Raw genomic sequence first — 15465 nt, 5'->3', positions numbered from 1 at the left:
ACCCGTGGTCGGTCCGCCGTCCTGCGCCTCGGCGGCCAGCGCCTCCCTGAGCCGGACCAGCGCCCCCAGGGCGAGGTCCGGGTCGGGCGCGCGCGAGAGCGCCCACAGCATCGGGACCGCGTCCTCGTCGGTCCACCCCAGGTAGTCCAACCAGTCCCCGGCGCGCTGGTCGAGCAGTCCGAGCCTGCCCGGGCTGGGCACCCTGGACCGCGACGAATCCATGCTCACCTCGACCGTCCGGTCACAACGCGAGGTAGTTGCGGAGCTCGTACGGGGTCACCTCGTTGCGGTACTCCCGCCATTCACGCCGCTTGTTGCGCAGGAAGAACTCGAACACGTGCTCGCCGAGCGCCTCGGCGACGAGCTCCGACTCCTCCATGGCGTCGAGGGCCTGCTCCAGGCTCCCCGGCAGGTCCGTGTAGCCCATCGCACGCCGCTCGCGCCGGCTCATGGTCCACACGTCGTCCTCGGACTCCGGCGGCAGCTCGTAGCCCTCCTGGACGCCCTTGATCCCGGCGGCGATCATCACCGCGTACGCGAGGTACGGGTTGCACGCCGAGTCCGGGCTCCGCACCTCGATTCGTCGCGAGGAGGCCTTGTTGGGCGTGTACATGGGTACCCGCACCAGCGCCGAGCGGTTGGCGCGGCCCCAGGTGGCGGCGGTGGGGGCCTCGCCGCCGCCGATGAGCCGCTTGTAGGAGTTGACCCACTGGTTGGTGACGGCCGAGAACTCCGGCGCGTGACGCAGGATGCCCGCCACGAACGACTTCGCCGTGGTGGACATCTGGTACTCGTCGTCCGCGTCGTGGAACGCGTTGGTGTCGCCCTCGAACAGGCTCATGTGCGTGTGCATGGCCGAACCCGGGTGGTCCCGGAGGGGCTTGGGCATGAACGACGCCCACACCCCGTTGTTCATGGCCACCTCCTTGACGATGTAGCGGAAGGTCATGATGTTGTCCGCCATGCTCAGTGCGTCGGCGTAGCGCAGGTCGATCTCCTGCTGCCCCGGTGCCCCCTCGTGGTGGGAGAACTCCACCGAGATTCCCATCGCCTCCAGCGCCTCGATCGCGTGACGCCGGAAGTGCGGGGCGGAGTCGTGCACGGCCTGGTCGAAGTACCCGCCGTTGTCCGTCGGAACCGGCTCGGCACCGTTGGTGTCGAGGTCTTTGAAGAGGAAGAACTCGATCTCCGGGTGCACGTAGCAGGAGAAGCCGAGGTCGGCGGCCTTGTTGAGCTGGCGGCGCAGCACGTGGCGCGGATCGGCCCAGCTCGGGCTGCCGTCGGGGTTGAAGACGTCGCAGAAGATGCGCGCCGAGTGCTGGCCACCGTCGGCGTGGGCCCACGGCAGGACCTGGAACGTCGAGGGGTCGGGCTTGGCGACCGTGTCCGCCTCCGACACCCGCGAGAACCCCTCGATGGCGGAGCCGTCGAAGCCGATCCCCTCCCCGAACGCCCCCTCGAGCTCTGCCGGGGCGACGGCCACTGACTTCAAGGTCCCGAGAACGTCGGTGAACCAGAGCCGGACGAACCGGATGTCGCGCTCTTCCAAGGTCCTCAGAACGTACTCCTGCTGGCGGTTCATGCCGTCCAACCTAGTGCCTGTCGTGTTACGAGCGTGTGACATCGGGTCCCCGACACGCCCACCTGGGCCCCCGCCCGTGGGCCTCCCGCCCCATGGCCTGCCGAGCCACGTCGCCCGGCTCGTGGCACACTCGTCGGCGACGGCCGCGTCCGTCACCGCCCCCTGTCCACCCGGGGACCGGCCATCCCGCCGGCCTCGAGGTCACCGTAGGAAGGCCACACCGCCATGAGCGACAACCCCGACACCCCGGTCTACGGTTCCGGCGGCACCCCGGACGCCGGACCCCGGGGTCTGACGCGGGTGACCCGGATCCACCACCTGGCCGAACTCAAGGCCGCGGGGGAACCCTGGCCGATGCTCACCGCCTACGACTTCGTCTCCGCGCGCGTGTTCCAGGAGGCCGGGATCCCGGTTCTCCTGGTCGGGGACTCGGCGGCCAACGTGGTCTACGGGTACGACACCACGGTCCCCGTCACCGAGGACGAGATGATCCCGCTGGTGCGGGCCGTGACCCGGGGGGCGCCGAAGGCACTGGTCGTGGCCGATCTGGTGTTCGGTAGTTACGAGGCCTCCCCGGTGCAGGCCGTGGCCGCCGCCACGCGGATGATGAAGGAGGGCGGCGCCCAGGCCGTCAAGCTCGAGGGCGGCGTGCGGATGGCCCCACAGATCCGGGCGATCGTGGACGCCGGGATCCCCGTGATGGCCCACATCGGCTTCACCCCACAGTCGGTCAACGGCCTGGGGGGCTTCCGCGTCCAGGGGCGCGGGGACGCCGCCGACGAGCTGCGGGCCGACGCCCGCGCCGTGCAGGAGGCCGGGGCCTTCTCCGTCGTCATGGAGATGGTCCCCGCCGACCTCGCCCGCGAGGTCACCGCGGAGCTGGACATCGCCACGGTCGGCATCGGCGCCGGGAACGGGTGCGACGCGCAGGTGTTGGTGTGGCAGGACATGGCGGGCCACGGCACCGGACGGACGGCCAGGTTCGTCAAGCGCTACGCCCGCCTCGCCGAGACGCTGCGCGACGCCGCCCGGGAGTACGGCGACGAGGTCCGTTCGCGCGAGTTCCCCGGCCCGGACCACTCCTTCTGACGGCGCGGTCAGCCTCGATGAGCCAGCAGACCACGCTCCGCACCCCGTACCCGCGGATCGAGCCGTACGAGACCGGCACGCTCGACGTGGGCGACGGTCAGCACCTCTACTGGGAGTGCTCGGGAGACCCGGACGGTTCCCCCGTGCTGTTCGTCCACGGCGGTCCCGGCGGCGGGACCACCCCGGAGCACCGCCGGATGTTCGACCCCGCGTCCTACCGCATCATCCTGGTGGATCAGCGCGGCTGCGGCCGGAGTGCGCCGCACGTCGCCGACGGCGCGGACCTCGCCGTCAACACCACGTGGCATCTCACCGCCGACCTCGAGCGTCTGCGCGAGGCCCTGGGGATCGAGCGCTGGCTCGTGTTCGGCGGCTCGTGGGGGACGACGCTCGCGCTGGCCTACGCGCAGGAGCACCCGGATCGCGTCCGCGGCCTGGTCCTGCGAGGGATCTTCCTCTGCCGGCCGTCGGAGATCGACTGGTTCTACCGGGGCGGCGCCGCCCACCTCTTCCCCGACGCGTGGGAGGGCTACCTCGCGCCGCTCGTGGCCGCCGAGGGAGCCGACGCGGTCCACCGGGCGGGCTTCGACCACGTGGCCGCCTACCACCGCCTCCTGCACTGCGGTGATCCGGCGATCGAGATCGGGGCAGCGCGAGCGTGGACGAGGTGGGAGACCACGACGTCCACGCTGCTCCCCCGTCCCGGGACCGGGGACGACGACGAGGCCGACAGGTTCGCCCTGGCCTTCGCCCGCATCGAGAACCACTACTTCGTCAACGACGCGTTCCTCGACGGCCGCGCCATCCTGGACCGCATGGACAGGATCTCGCACCTGCCCGCGGTGATCGTCCACGGGCGTTACGACGTGGTCTGCCCGGTCACGAGCGCGTGGGAACTGCACGCGGCCTGGCCGGGCTCCGAGCTGCACATCGTCCCCGACGCCGGGCACGCGATGGCCGAACCGGGCACCACACATCACCTGCTCGAGGCCACCGACCGCTTCCGACCCTGAACCCGCCTCCCACCCCGGCGAGGATGGTCGGGTCAGATCACCCCGAAGTGGCGGGAGACGGCCACCGTGCCCTTCTGGTAGCCGGACGGGAACAACCGGACGAGCGCGTCGATCACGTACGCGTCCGGGCCCACCAGCACCCTCGCTCGGCGCCGTTCGACGCCGTCGAGGATCACCCGCGCGGCCGTCGACGCCTCCGTGCGCGCGAACTTGGCGTCGAAGATCGTGGCGAAGGTCGCGCTGTCCAGGCCCTCGGCCGCGCCGGCGCTCCTGGCGACCGCGGTCCTGATGCCCCCGGGGTGGACGCAGGTGACGTCCACCGGGTGGCCGGCGGCGAGCATCTCCATCCGCAGGGACTCGGTGAACTGTTGCACCGCGGCCTTGGCCGCGTTGTAGGCGTTCTGGGTGGGCACCGAGAGGATCGCGAAGATGCTGGAGATGTTGACGATGTGCCCGTCCCCGGAGGCGATGAGGTGCGGCAGGAACTCCTTCGTGCCGTGGACGACCCCCCAGTAGTCCACGTCCATCACCCGGGCGATGTCCTTGTACCCGGATTGTTCGACCGACCCGGTGAACGCGATGCCGGCGTTGTTGACGACGAGGTTGACCACGCCGAACTGGTCGACCACCCGGCCCGCGTACTCCGCGAGGGCGGCCTGCTCCGTGACGTCGAGCCGATCGGAGTGCACCTCCACCGAGGACTCCGCCTCCACCAGCCCCACCGTCTCGGCCAGTCCGTCGACGTCGACGTCGCTCAGCGCCAACCGGGCTCCCCGGCGCGCCGCCTCACGTGCGAGTTCGCGACCGATGCCGGAACCGGCACCGGTGATGACGACGACCTTGCCGTCCATCCGCCAGCGGGGACGGCGGGCGGTCAGCCCACCCAGCGCCGCCATCGCCTTTCCGATCGGGGCGCTCACCGGAGTGCCCCCTGCCCGGTCGGCACCGCGGCGGGTTCGTCGATCGCGGTCCGGCGGTAGGCGCTCAGGTCGAACTCCCTCGTCTGGTTGCGGTAGCAGAAGGTGAAATCGGGCCACACGGCCGGGGCGTTGCCCTTGGCGTCCAGGTACCAGCTCTTGCAGCCGGTCACCCAGACGGTCTCCCCGGTGTTCTCGCGGAGTTCGCGGTTGTAGGCGTTCTGGACCGCCTCGCGGACCTCCACCGTCTGCAGACCGCGGTCGCGCATGCTGCGGATCGCGTCCACCAGGTAGTTCAGCTGGGACTCGATCATGTAGATCATCGACGAGTGACCGAGACCCGTCGCGGGACCCATCAGGACGAAGAGGTTGGGGTACCCCGCGACCGTGGTGCCCTTGTACGCCTCCATCCCCTCGCTCGCCCACTTGTCCGCGAGGGTCCGGCCTGCCGCGTCCCGGACGCGCTCGAAGAACGGGGAGTCCGTGACGTGGAACCCGGTGGCCACCACCAGCACGTCCGCCGGGTGCTCGGCGCCGTCCGAGGTGACGATCCCGCCCTCGGTCACCCGGCTGATGGGAGTGGTCACCACGTCGACGTTCCGCCGGGTCAACGCGCGGTACCAGGTGTTGGACAGCAGGATGCGCTTGCACCCGATCTCGAAGTTCGGGGTCAGCTTGCGCCGGAGACCCGGGTCGCGCACCGACAGGGCCAGGTGCGCGCGCCCGATCGCCTTGATCGGGGCGAGGGCCGCACGGGTCCGGGTCAGTCCCACCACCTGGAACTCGCGGCTGGTGTACTGGAGCGCCCGGACGGCGCGCTGGAGACCGGGGACCCTGCGGTAGAGGGCCCTCTCGAACCCCGGGTACTCCCGGTCGATCCGGGGCAGAACCCAGGGAGCGGTGCGCTGATAGACGTCCAGATGCTCCACGGTCGGGGCGATGGACGGCACCACCTGGACGGCGGAGGCGCCGGTACCGATCACCGCGACGCGTCGACCGGCCAGGGGCACCGAATGGTCCCAGCGGGCCGTGTGGAAGACGGGGCCGGCGAAGTCGTCGATCCCGTCGATCTCCGGGAGCCGGGGTTCGCACAGCGCGCCGACCCCCAGGACCAGGACCCTCGCGTCGTACTCCCCTGCCGTCGTGCTCACCGCCCACCGACCGCGGGTCTCCTCGAAGCGCGCGGCGGTGACCTCCACGCCGAACCTGATCTTCTCCCGTACGCCGGTGTCGTGGGTGACGCGGCGGATGTAGTCGTAGATCTCGCCCTGCGGGGAGAACGCACGCGACCACCCCGGGTTGAGGGCGAAAGAGTAGGAGTACAGGTGGGAGGGCACATCGCACGCCGCCCCCGGGTAGGAGTTGTCCCGCCACGTGCCGCCCACGTCGGAACCCCGCTCGACCACGATCACGTCGTCGACTCCGTCCTCGGCGAGTCTGATGGCCGCCCCGAGACCGGAGAAACCGGCCCCCACGACGAGGACGTCGACGGTTGTCGTCTGATCCACTTCTTCTCCCAACGACGAGCATGTGATCCGAACCACTGGGATCTTACCCGCAAGTAAGTCCGGGGAGTGGCGGGCCGGTCGGGACGAGGGGGACGCCGTGTTCACCCGGGCCTGATACAACCAGTCCATGACGATCAGCGAGACGGTGGAGATCGAGAGCAAGTTCGAGGTCGGGCCCGACACCCCGGTCCCCACCGCGAGAGCATTCGCCCCGCTGGTGGCGGACGACCCGGTGGTGCACGAGCTCTCCGCCACGTACTACGACACCGCCGACCTCTCCCTCACCCGCCACAAGGTCACGCTCAGACGCCGCACCGGCGGTGACGACGCGGGGTGGCACCTCAAACTCCCGTCCGAGGCGGGACGGGTGGAGCTGCGGCTCCCGCTGGATCACGGAGACGACGTCCCCGACGAGTTCGTCGCCGCGGTGGCGGGACTGGTCCGCCGCCGACCTCTCGCGCCCGTGGCCCGCGTGGACAACCGGAGGCACGTCGTGCTCCTGCGCGACGGGGAGGGGACCGCCGTCGTGGAGTTCTGTGACGACCACGTCACGACGGATTCCCTCGTCGCCGAGGGCGCAACCGCAGGCGCCGCCGGGGACTGGCGGGAGTGGGAGGTCGAACTGGTCGATCCGTCGCAGCCCCGGGCTCGGGACCATCTCGCCGCCGTCGCCACCGCGTGCACCTCGGCGGGGGCCACGACCTCGTCGTCGTCGTCCAAACTCGCCCGCGCCATCGGCCCCCTCCCCGACCCTCCGGACAGGGGCGTCTCCGCCGTGAGGGACGCCCTGCGCGAGGACCTCCACCGGGTACTCGACCACGACCCGGCCGCCCGACGCGTGACGATGGTGGGGGTCCACCAGATGCGGGTGGCGGTCCGCGGTCTCCGCAGCACGATCAGCTCGTTCGCCGAGGAGCTCGAGGCGGAGACCGGACACACGGACATCGACCTGGCCGCGGTGCTCGAGGAGCTCAAGGTGCTCGCCGCGGTCCTGGGCAAGGTGCGCGACATCCAGGTGGTCGACCACCGGCTCGGGGAGCTGGCGGCCGGGTACCCGGAGGACGTGGTGAGCACGCTGACCAGGCAGCGGCTCCGCGTCGAGCTCGGGGCGGAGGAGCGGCGGGCCGGCGCGCGGGTGACGGCCGCACTGGGTTCCGAGCGGTACCTCGACCTGCTCGACCGGCTCCACCTGCTCGTCGAGCTCGCCGGCACCGGGCCCGAGGTCGCCGGGTCGTCTGACGGGTCCGTGCCGGGACCGACCTCGAAGAAGCGCAGGCGCGAGGCCGAGGACATGATCCTGCGTGGGGTGGACCGGCAGTTCGCCAAGTTCACCAAGGCCCGCACCCGCACCGAACGCGACCTCGAGTCGCTCGAGTTGACCCTGGCCCAGCGGGAGGAGCTGACCCACGTCGTCCGCAAGCGCGCCAAGGCCCTGCGGCGCAACGTCGGCGCCCTACGGGAGTCGGACGGGCTGACCGTCGCCCCGCTACGCACCGCCTGCCAGCGACTGCACACGGTGCTCGGAGACGTCCAGGACAGCGTGACCGCCCGGAGGTGGATCCGGCGGATCGCGAGGCGGGCGGAGTCCGCGGGCGAGTCGACGTTCGGTTTCGGGGTGCTCTACGAGCACGAACGCGGATTCTCCGAGCGCGCGCTCGACGGGTTCGAGAACGACGCGGCCACCGTCACCGCGGCCTACCGCGAACTGTCGGAGTCCCGGCGCGCGGCGCGACGGCGGAAGAAGAAGAGCACCAAGAAATAGGGCGGCGGCGAGCAGTGCCGCCCGGCCACGACGGGCGCCCCACGGGGTTCCCGGTGGGGCGCCCGGGGCTGAGTCCGGCCGGTCTCAGCGCTCCCGGTCTCAGTCCTTCTCGTCCTCGGCGTCCCACGCCTCGTTGCGGGACTTCGCCTTGGCCAGCGCCGCCTCCGCCTCACCGCGGGTGGCGTAGGGACCCATGCGGTTGTCCCAGTTGGTCACCTTCCCCTGGACCGCCTTGCCCAGGGCGATGTCGTAATACCACTGCTCTTCCGTCACGACGGACCTCCCGGGTTCGCTCGGCGTTCCTGTGTCCCGAGCCTACTCGCGGCGGGGTCCGGGATTCCCCGGTTACGGGCGTGTCGTCGCCGAGTCCCCGGGCCCGGCATGGGGCTTGGCGTCACCGAACGGCTCGTCTCGCCGCCGGACCGCCTCCCGGAAGCCGTCGGCCGCAGCCCTCGCCTGGAAGGCGTATCCCTCCGGGGTGTGGCGGGCGATCCCGTCGAAGACGGTGCTGATCATGCCTGAATTAGCCACCCCCTGGGCCAGCAGGGCACTGTTCAGCGCCAGCTTGGCCATCACGAGCTGGTTGACCGGCATCCGCGCGATCCGCCCGACGAGGTCCTCGGTGCGGTCGTCCAGTTCCTCCGGCGGAGGTGCGTCGATCGCGAGCCCCCAGTCATGCGCCTGCCGCCCCGTGATGAGGTCGCCGGTGAACAGCAGGCGTTTGGCGCGTTGGTCGCCGAGCCGGTGCGCCCACATCCCGGACGCCGGGATGCCCCAGACCCGGGCGGGCGGGTACCCGATCCGGGTGTCGTCGGCGCAAATGATCAGGTCGGCGAACAACGCGATGTCGGTGCCGCCCGCCACGGCGAATCCGTGCAACTTGGCCACCGTGGGTTTGTTCGCGTGCAGGAGGCTGGAGAATCCGCGGTTGAACCTGCTCATCATCGCGTAGTCGACCATCGGGTCCCACGTGACGCGCGGGTCGTGGTTGCGGGCCTGGACGCCCGGATCGAGCACGGATCCGCCGGCCTCGCCGGAGGCGTCGGATGGGTCGGATGGGTCGCCTGCGTCGCGGGCCATCCCCTCGGCGAAGATCGACAGGTCGTAGCCGCCACAGAACCCCTTCCCTCGCCCGGACAGGAGGATCACGTGGACCGCCGGGTCGAGGTCGGCGCGCTCGACGGCGGACGCGAGTTCGACCGGGGTGTCGCTCGTGATGGCGTTACCGTGCTCAGGGCGGTCGAAGGTGATCCGGGCGATCGCCCCGGTCACCTCGTAGGTCAGGGTGCGGTAATCGGTGTTCATCTGCCCGTCTCCTCTGTGGCCTGTGCCTGTCCGAAGGAGCCGTGACGCCCGGCTCCGTCGGCGAACCGCGCCGCGCCCGCGACCGCCCCGGCCTGCAGCGAGATCAGGCCGTGGTCATACTCGTTCCTGATCGCCGCCTCCTCGTCGAGGCCCTCCTGTTCCAGCAGCGACAGCCGGTCCCGTCGCATGCACTCCTGGGGGAACCGCGAGATCTCGGTGGCCAGGTCGATGGCTGCCGTCAACGCCGTGCCGTCGGCCACCACCCGGTTCACCAGACCGATGTCCAAGGCCTCTGAAGCACTCACCGGGCGGCCGGTGAGCACGAGGTCCATCGCGCGGCTCGTGCCGATCAGTCGCGGCAGGCGGACGGTCCCGCCATCGATGAGCGGCACTCCCCAGCGGCGGCAGAAGACGCCCAGCACCGCGCTCTCCTCCGCGACCCGCAGATCGGCCCACAGGGCGAGTTCGAGGCCGCCGGCCACCGCGTGGCCCGACAGGGCAGCGATGAACGGTTTGCCCAGTCGGAGCCTCGTCGGCCCCATGGGACCGTCCCCGTCCGCGGCCACCCGGTTCCCCGCGTCGCCCGCGATCGCCTTGAGGTCGGCACCTGCGCAGAAGGTCCCGTTCTCGCCGTGCAGCACGGCCACGGAGGAGCCGGGGTCCGCGTCGAAGGCCCGGAACGCGTCGGCGAGCGCCTGCGCGGTGGGCCTGTCGACGGCGTTGCGGACGTCCGGTCGGTCGATACCGATCACGGTCACCGGACCCTGAATCGAGACCGTCACGCCCGGGACGTTCTCCACGGCCCTCACCCGACCTTCGGGGTGACGCGGTCGAGAATCGCGGAGGTGTCCACGCCGGTCGGCAGCGTGCCGAGGACATCCCCGCGATCGGCCCCCAGCCTGCTGACGAGGAAGGCGTCTGCGACCGCCGGGTGGCCGTGGCGGAGCAGCAGGTAGCCCTGCAGGATCATCGCCATGTCCCCGACCACCCGGCGCGCGACGTACTGCGCCTCCTCGGGCCGCCCGGCGGCGACGGCGGTCAACGTCCCGCCCAGGCGATCGACGGCGCCGTCGAGTCGGGAGTCCGCACCGCGCACGGACGAGACCGTGTCGAGGAAGGTCTCGACCGTCTCCGGCTGCTTCGCCATGGCCCGCAGCACGTCCAGAGCCGCGACGTTGCCCGAGCCCTCCCAGACCGACAGAAGTGGAGCCTCCCGGTAGAGCCTCGGCATCCGGGAGTCCTCCACGTACCCGTTGCCGCCCAGACACTCCAGGGCCTCCGCCGCGTGGATCGGCCCGCGCTTGCACACGTGGTACTTGCTGACGGCGAGGCCGATCCGTCGGAGGGCGTCGGCCTCCCGGTCTCCCGCGTCGGCCAGGTCGGTGAGTTCGGCGAGCCAGAGCGCGACCGTCGTCGACGCCTCGGCCTCCACCGCGAGGTCGGCCAGCACGTTGCGCATCAGCGGCTGGTCGATGAGGGCCGCCCCGAAGGCCCGGCGGTGCATCGCGTGGTGGACGGCGTTCGCGACCCCGACCCGCATTCCGGTGGCGGTACCGAGTGTGCAGTCGAGTCGGGTCATGTTGACCATCTCGATGATCGTCGCGACGCCCCGGCCCTCGTCGCCGACGATCCAGCCGGTCGTCTGGTCGTACTCGACCTCGCTGCTGGCATTCGACCGGTTGCCGAGCTTGTCCTTGAGACGCTGCAGGAGGAAGGGGTTGCGCGAGCCGTCGGGCAGGACCCGCGGGACGCAGAAACACGTGAGCCCACCCGGTGCCTGCGCGAGGACCAGGAAGAGATCGGACATCGGTGCGGAGGTGAACCACTTGTGCCCGGTGATCGAGTACGTCCCGTCGGAGTTCCGGGTCGCGTGGGTGGTGTTGGCGCGGACGTCCGACCCGCCCTGCTTCTCGGTCATCGACATACCCGCCGTCAGACCCCGCTTGGTGGCCGGCGGGGCCAGAACCGGGTCGTAGTGGGCGCTCGTCAGCAGCGGTTCGAACATCGCGGCGAGGTCGGGAGCGCGGCGTAGGGCCGGCACCACCGCGTAGGTCATCGAGATCGGACACCCGTGACCCGCGTCCGTCTGCCCCCACACACTCGACTTGGCCGCGCGCACCAGATGGGGGTTGGGCCTGGGGTCCACCCACGGGGCGCCGTGCAGACCGAACCCGACGGCGCGACGCATCAGCTCGTGGTAGGCCGGATCGTAGTCGACCTCGTCGATCCGGTTCCCGTACCGATCGTGCGTCCGGAGGATCGGCGGGTTGGCCTCCGCACGGTCGCCCCACTCGAGGGCGTCGGCGGACCCGGCGAGTCGTCCGACCTCGTGCAGCTCGTCCACAGCGTGTCCCGCCCCGGCCCGGGAGAGCGCCTCCAGGATCACCGGCTGCTCGGCAGCGTCGTACCCCACCAGGGGCGGGACCTGGTTTGTCACCGTGTGCGTCACCATGGACGGAGTATTACATAACTCCTGCGGTCAGATCTAGAGTGTAATAGTCATCGATCCGCCCGGACCGGACCGCATCCCGCACGGTCAGGTGCCCGCGCCCAGGACGCCGTTCGCGAAGCGGCCGAAATCGGTACGGAATCGCTGATAGGACTCGCGGAGACGCTCACCGGGCCAGTCGGCGGGCAGCAGCTCCGCGGGGAGGAGCGGGTCGTGCAGGATGTGCCTGACCGTCGCGGCCGCCACCTCGAAACGCGTGGACATCTCATCGGCGCGCTCTGCGGCGGCGAGAAGGGCCGCTCCGTCGCGTGCCCATCCCGCGGGGTCGAACAGGCGTGAGGTCAGGGCGTCGACGTCGCCGGCGGGGACACAGGAGAACTCCTCCGACCTGGCCGTCAATGCATCAGAACGGACGACGTCGAGGTTGGCGGGCCGGAGCCACACCCCCTCGCGCAGCTCCGCGTACCGGAGCCCGGTCAGTTCGGATCGGGTCGCCAGACGTGTCGCCGCGTCGGCCGGGACCGTGACGACCTGCATCGACCACTGACGGTCCCAGGGCTTCAGGGAGGGCGAGATCGCCGCATCCTGCCGCTCCTGCCTCGAGATGAGACGGGGCGAGAGTCGGTACACCCCCCGGTCCCGCTCGAGGTCACCCGAGGCGACCATCCTGGTCAGGGCGACGCGCACGGCCGATTCCTGGAACCCGAGCCGCACGGCCACGTCGACGATGCCCGCCGCCGTCGACTCCGCGGGGTGCGCACCGAGAAGGGCACTGAGCACGGCCGACCGCGCGGGGAGCTTAATCGGGCGTGCGGGCGCGGGCATGGTCGGAATGATATCCGCGCTGGCCTCCACGGCCGCAGGCGATCAGCAGCCCCGAACAGGCGTCACGTGGACGGCCGCGGGGAGGGGCCGGGGCGAACGAGCCGGCCTGTAAGCCGGATCCTGTGCCCTCCGCGTACGGAGGGCGACGACCATCCATCTGGGCACACCGTCACCGGGTACCTCGAGCGGTCCACCCGCGGACTCGGGCGAGCAGCCCTTCCGTGCATCGCTGCACTCCATCCGCGCAGCCGCACCGCGGGCGGTGCGGCCTTCGACCTTGCTCCGGGTGGGGTTTACCTAGCCGCCCCGGTCGCCCGGGGCGCTGGTGCGCTCTTACCGCACCGTTTCACCCTTACCGCGCCCGCAGGCGCGGCGGTCTGTTTTCTGTGGCACTCATCCCGCGGGTCACCCCGGGTTGCCGTTAACAACCACCCTGCTCTGTGGAGTCCGGACTTTCCTCGGACCGGGGCCCTGCCGCCTGATGGCGCCGGTTCCCCCGCCCGCGGCCGTCCGGCCGACTCGTTCGCCCTGGGGAGTCTAGTCCAGGTGCGAGGTGTCGTTCACCAGGTGCACCGACGTCGGCCCGTCCGGGTAGAAGCGCACGTCCGACACCGAGGCCAGATCCAGGTGGAGCCGGAAGAGGAGCTCGTCGCCGGCATCCAGAGCGGCGCGGATCGCCATCTTGATGGGGGTGACGTGGCTGACCACCGCCACCACGCCGCCCGGGCTCTCCTCGACGATCCGGCGCAGGCCCCGTTCGACCCGGGCGCGGACCACGGCGAAGCTCTCGCCCCCGGGTGGAGGCACGGCGGTGTCCGACATCCAGCGTGCGTGCAGTTCGGGGTCCTGCTCGGCGGCCTCGGAGAAGGTCAGGCCCTCCCACTGCCCGAAGTCGGTCTCGATGAGGTCGTCCGCGACCACCAGTGGGACCCCCGCCGCCTCGGCGGCGCGCTCGGCCGTGCCCAGACACCTGCGCAGGGGGGACGAGACCACGGCGGACAGCTCCGGGATTCGCGCCAGGCGGTCGGCGGTCCGTTCGGCCTGCACGACCCCCAGGTCGGTGAGGTCGGGGTCGCCCTGGCCGGAATAGCGACGGTCCACCGAGAGCGGGGTCTGGCCGTGGCGGGCGAGCACGATCCGGGTGGGCCTACCGGCGGCCCCCGTCCAGCCCGGACCGCCGCTCACGAGTTGTCCGTGCGGACCACGATCACGCCGCACTCCGGGCAGGTCAGGACCTCGTCGGCGGGAGCGGTCCGGAACGCGGACACCGTGGTGCGGTCGAGATCCATCGCGCACGCCGAGCACCGGCCGCCGTTGAGGATCGCCGCTCCCACGCCCGCCTCCGCGGCACTACGGGAATAGAGGTCGAGGAGATCGGGGGGCAGGTCCTCGGCCTGGCGGGCCCGTTCGGCGGTCGTGGCGGTCACGGAGTCCTCGAGCTCGGCGAGGGCGGTGTCGCGGACGGTGGTGGCCATGCCCAGCCGGGCGTCGAGGTCGGTGATGATCGCCCCGGAGTGGCGGACGTCGGCGACCACGGCCTCGTGGCGCTCGGTCAGTTCGGAGAGCTCGGCCACGAGATTCTCCTCGCGGCGGTGGAGCGACCCGAGCTCGTACTCGAGCTCGGTGGACTGCCGGTCGGACAACCCCCCGGCCGCCAGCAGGTCGGCGTCGTTCGCGCGGCGCCTGCGCACGGCGTCGAGATCCGAGCTCAGCTTGGCGATCGCCCGGTCCAGATCCTCCACGTGGATCCGGGCCCGCGCCGCGGACTCCACGGCCGCACGCCGCTCGGCCTCGAGCGTGTCCAGGACACCCTGTTCCGGGAGTGATCTCCGCCGGTGCGCGAGGGAGCCCAGGCGCAGGTCGAGCTCGGCGATGTCGACGAGTCGACGCTGGACGGTGGGATCGGCCTTCATGAGGGCCAAGACTACCGCCCGTCGCCCTCTGCCCCCGACGCCACCGTCCACGGGTCGGTGCGCAGGTCGCACACCGTCGCCGCCACCCCGACCCCCTCCTCCACCAGGGCCGCGGCCTGCGCACACCACGGGAACTCGAGCGCCCAGTGCGCGGCGTCCACCAGGGCCGGTCCGCCCTCCCTGAGGTGTTCGTCGACCACGTGGTGACGCAGGTCGCCGGTGAGGTACACATCCGCCCCCGCGGCCCGTGCCGCACCCAGCAGGGAATCGCCCGAACCCCCGCACAGCGCGACCCTCCTGATCTCCGTGTGCGGGTCACCGGCGGCACGGACCCCCCACCGTGTCCGCGGCAGCCGGGCACCGACGAGAGCGGTGAACTCCGCGAGCGACACCGGCTCCGCCAGGTCGCAGACGCGACCGAGACCGGTGTCCTCGGGGCCCGGGCCGGGCCCCGCGTGGTTGATCAGCACGTCCATGGCGGGGACCTCGTACGGGTGCGCGGCCGTGACCGCCCGGCGGACCTCGGATCTCAGTTCGGGTGGCGCCACGAACTCGACCCGCGTCTCGGAGACCCGCTCCGGCTCGCCGATCACGCCGATCGTCGGGTCCGTACCGTCGCCGGGGCGGAAGCGACCGGTGCCCGGCACGGAGAACGAGCACTCGGTGTACCCGCTCATCCGACCGGCCCCGGCGGCGAAGGCCGCGTGGAGGAGGTCCTCGACGTCGTCGTCGGGAACCGTCACCACCCATCTGTCGACGGTGCCGTCACCGGTCGGGACGAGCGGCCTGCCGGGGCTCAGACCCAGCGTCTCGGCGAGCGCGTCGTTGACGCCGGGCCGCGCGGAGTCGGCGTTGGTGTGGGCGGCGTACAGGGCGCAGCCGCCCAGGACCAGACGGTGCAGCAGGCGGCCCTTGGGGGTGTCGGCGGCGATCGAGTGCACCCCCCGCAGCAGGGGCGGGTGGTGGACCAGGAGCAGATCGGCACCCAGGGCGAGCGCGTGGTCGACCACCGCGTCGGTGGCGTCGACGGCCACCACGACCGTCCCGACCTGTGCGGACGGGTCGCCCGCGACCAGACCGACACGATCCCAGGACTCGGCCA

The 15465-nt window shown here is 71.4% G+C and carries 14 protein-coding genes, 1 other RNA gene and 1 pseudogene; 3 read left to right on the top strand and 13 right to left on the bottom strand.

What is annotated here, in order from left to right; translation table 11 throughout:
* Window positions 1-222: hypothetical protein (locus G6020_RS09800; protein ID WP_194306074.1), on the bottom strand; the 222-nt coding region annotated here is incomplete at its 3' end.
* 19 nt (window positions 223-241) lie between these two features.
* Window positions 242-1582 (bottom strand): type I glutamate--ammonia ligase, encoded by a 1341-nt coding sequence (glnA, locus tag G6020_RS09795; protein WP_179525009.1) that lies wholly within the window; start codon window positions 1580-1582, stop codon window positions 242-244.
* Window positions 1583-1807: 225 nt separating this feature from the next.
* Here glnA and panB point away from each other — a divergent pair, with 225 nt between their 5' ends.
* On the top strand, window positions 1808-2671 hold the full coding sequence (panB, locus tag G6020_RS09790) for a 3-methyl-2-oxobutanoate hydroxymethyltransferase (protein ID WP_182610486.1): 864 nt from the start codon (window positions 1808-1810) through the stop codon (window positions 2669-2671).
* Window positions 2672-2688: 17 nt separating this feature from the next.
* Complete coding sequence (gene pip / locus G6020_RS09785) at window positions 2689-3684, top strand: prolyl aminopeptidase (protein ID WP_182610485.1); 996 nt, start codon at window positions 2689-2691, stop codon at window positions 3682-3684.
* 32 nt (window positions 3685-3716) lie between these two features.
* Here pip and G6020_RS09780 read toward each other — a convergent pair whose 3' ends face one another.
* Together G6020_RS09780 and G6020_RS09775 are read right to left on the bottom strand one after the other, a co-directional pair.
* On the bottom strand, window positions 3717-4535 hold the full coding sequence (locus tag G6020_RS09780; protein ID WP_179526209.1) for an SDR family NAD(P)-dependent oxidoreductase: 819 nt from the start codon (window positions 4533-4535) through the stop codon (window positions 3717-3719).
* Window positions 4536-4600: 65 nt separating this feature from the next.
* Window positions 4601-6109 (bottom strand): FAD-dependent oxidoreductase, encoded by a 1509-nt coding sequence (locus tag G6020_RS09775; RefSeq protein WP_182610484.1) that lies wholly within the window; start codon window positions 6107-6109, stop codon window positions 4601-4603.
* A 127-nt stretch (window positions 6110-6236) separates the two neighbouring features.
* Here G6020_RS09775 and G6020_RS09770 point away from each other — a divergent pair, with 127 nt between their 5' ends.
* The gene (locus G6020_RS09770; RefSeq protein WP_182610483.1) at window positions 6237-7871 is read left to right on the top strand and encodes a CYTH and CHAD domain-containing protein; all 1635 of its coding nucleotides are present in this window, start codon (window positions 6237-6239) and stop codon (window positions 7869-7871) included.
* Between the two features lie 99 nt (window positions 7872-7970).
* Here G6020_RS09770 and G6020_RS09765 read toward each other — a convergent pair whose 3' ends face one another.
* The 9 genes and pseudogenes from G6020_RS09765 to G6020_RS09725 all read right to left on the bottom strand — a co-directional run.
* On the bottom strand, window positions 7971-8144 hold the full coding sequence (locus G6020_RS09765; protein ID WP_182610482.1) for an SPOR domain-containing protein: 174 nt from the start codon (window positions 8142-8144) through the stop codon (window positions 7971-7973).
* Between the two features lie 72 nt (window positions 8145-8216).
* Window positions 8217-9176, bottom strand: coding sequence for a crotonase/enoyl-CoA hydratase family protein (locus tag G6020_RS09760; RefSeq protein ID WP_182610481.1), 960 nt, complete (start codon window positions 9174-9176; stop codon window positions 8217-8219).
* The gene (locus G6020_RS09755) at window positions 9173-9985 is read right to left on the bottom strand and encodes a crotonase/enoyl-CoA hydratase family protein (RefSeq protein ID WP_347238348.1); all 813 of its coding nucleotides are present in this window, start codon (window positions 9983-9985) and stop codon (window positions 9173-9175) included. The genes G6020_RS09760 and G6020_RS09755 overlap by 4 nt, the downstream gene beginning before the upstream one ends.
* Entirely contained in the window at window positions 9982-11628 is a 1647-nt protein-coding gene (locus G6020_RS09750; protein WP_182610480.1) for an acyl-CoA dehydrogenase family protein, read from the bottom strand. Before G6020_RS09750 ends, G6020_RS09755 begins: the two co-directional genes overlap by 4 nt.
* Window positions 11629-11712: 84 nt before the next feature.
* A complete protein-coding gene (locus G6020_RS09745; RefSeq protein WP_182610479.1) occupies window positions 11713-12450 on the bottom strand; it encodes a PaaX family transcriptional regulator C-terminal domain-containing protein in 738 nt (245 codons plus the stop codon).
* A gap of 93 nt (window positions 12451-12543) precedes the next feature.
* Window positions 12544-12972: RNase P RNA component class A (rnpB, locus tag G6020_RS09740), an RNA gene on the bottom strand.
* Between the two features lie 15 nt (window positions 12973-12987).
* Window positions 12988-13623: pseudogene (locus tag G6020_RS09735) on the bottom strand (histidine phosphatase family protein); the annotation flags it as partial.
* 8 nt (window positions 13624-13631) lie between these two features.
* Window positions 13632-14363 (bottom strand): C4-type zinc ribbon domain-containing protein, encoded by a 732-nt coding sequence (locus G6020_RS09730; RefSeq protein ID WP_182610478.1) that lies wholly within the window; start codon window positions 14361-14363, stop codon window positions 13632-13634.
* 11 nt (window positions 14364-14374) lie between these two features.
* On the bottom strand, window positions 14375-15465 hold a 1091-nt coding region (locus tag G6020_RS09725), incomplete at its 5' end, for a Nif3-like dinuclear metal center hexameric protein (RefSeq protein WP_182610477.1).

The organism is Dietzia sp. B19 (genome assembly GCF_014145155.1).
Classification (GTDB): domain Bacteria; phylum Actinomycetota; class Actinomycetes; order Mycobacteriales; family Mycobacteriaceae; genus Dietzia; species Dietzia natronolimnaea.
The sequence above is the reverse complement of the archived record's forward strand: the minus strand, read 5'-3'. Positions and strand labels throughout refer to the sequence as shown.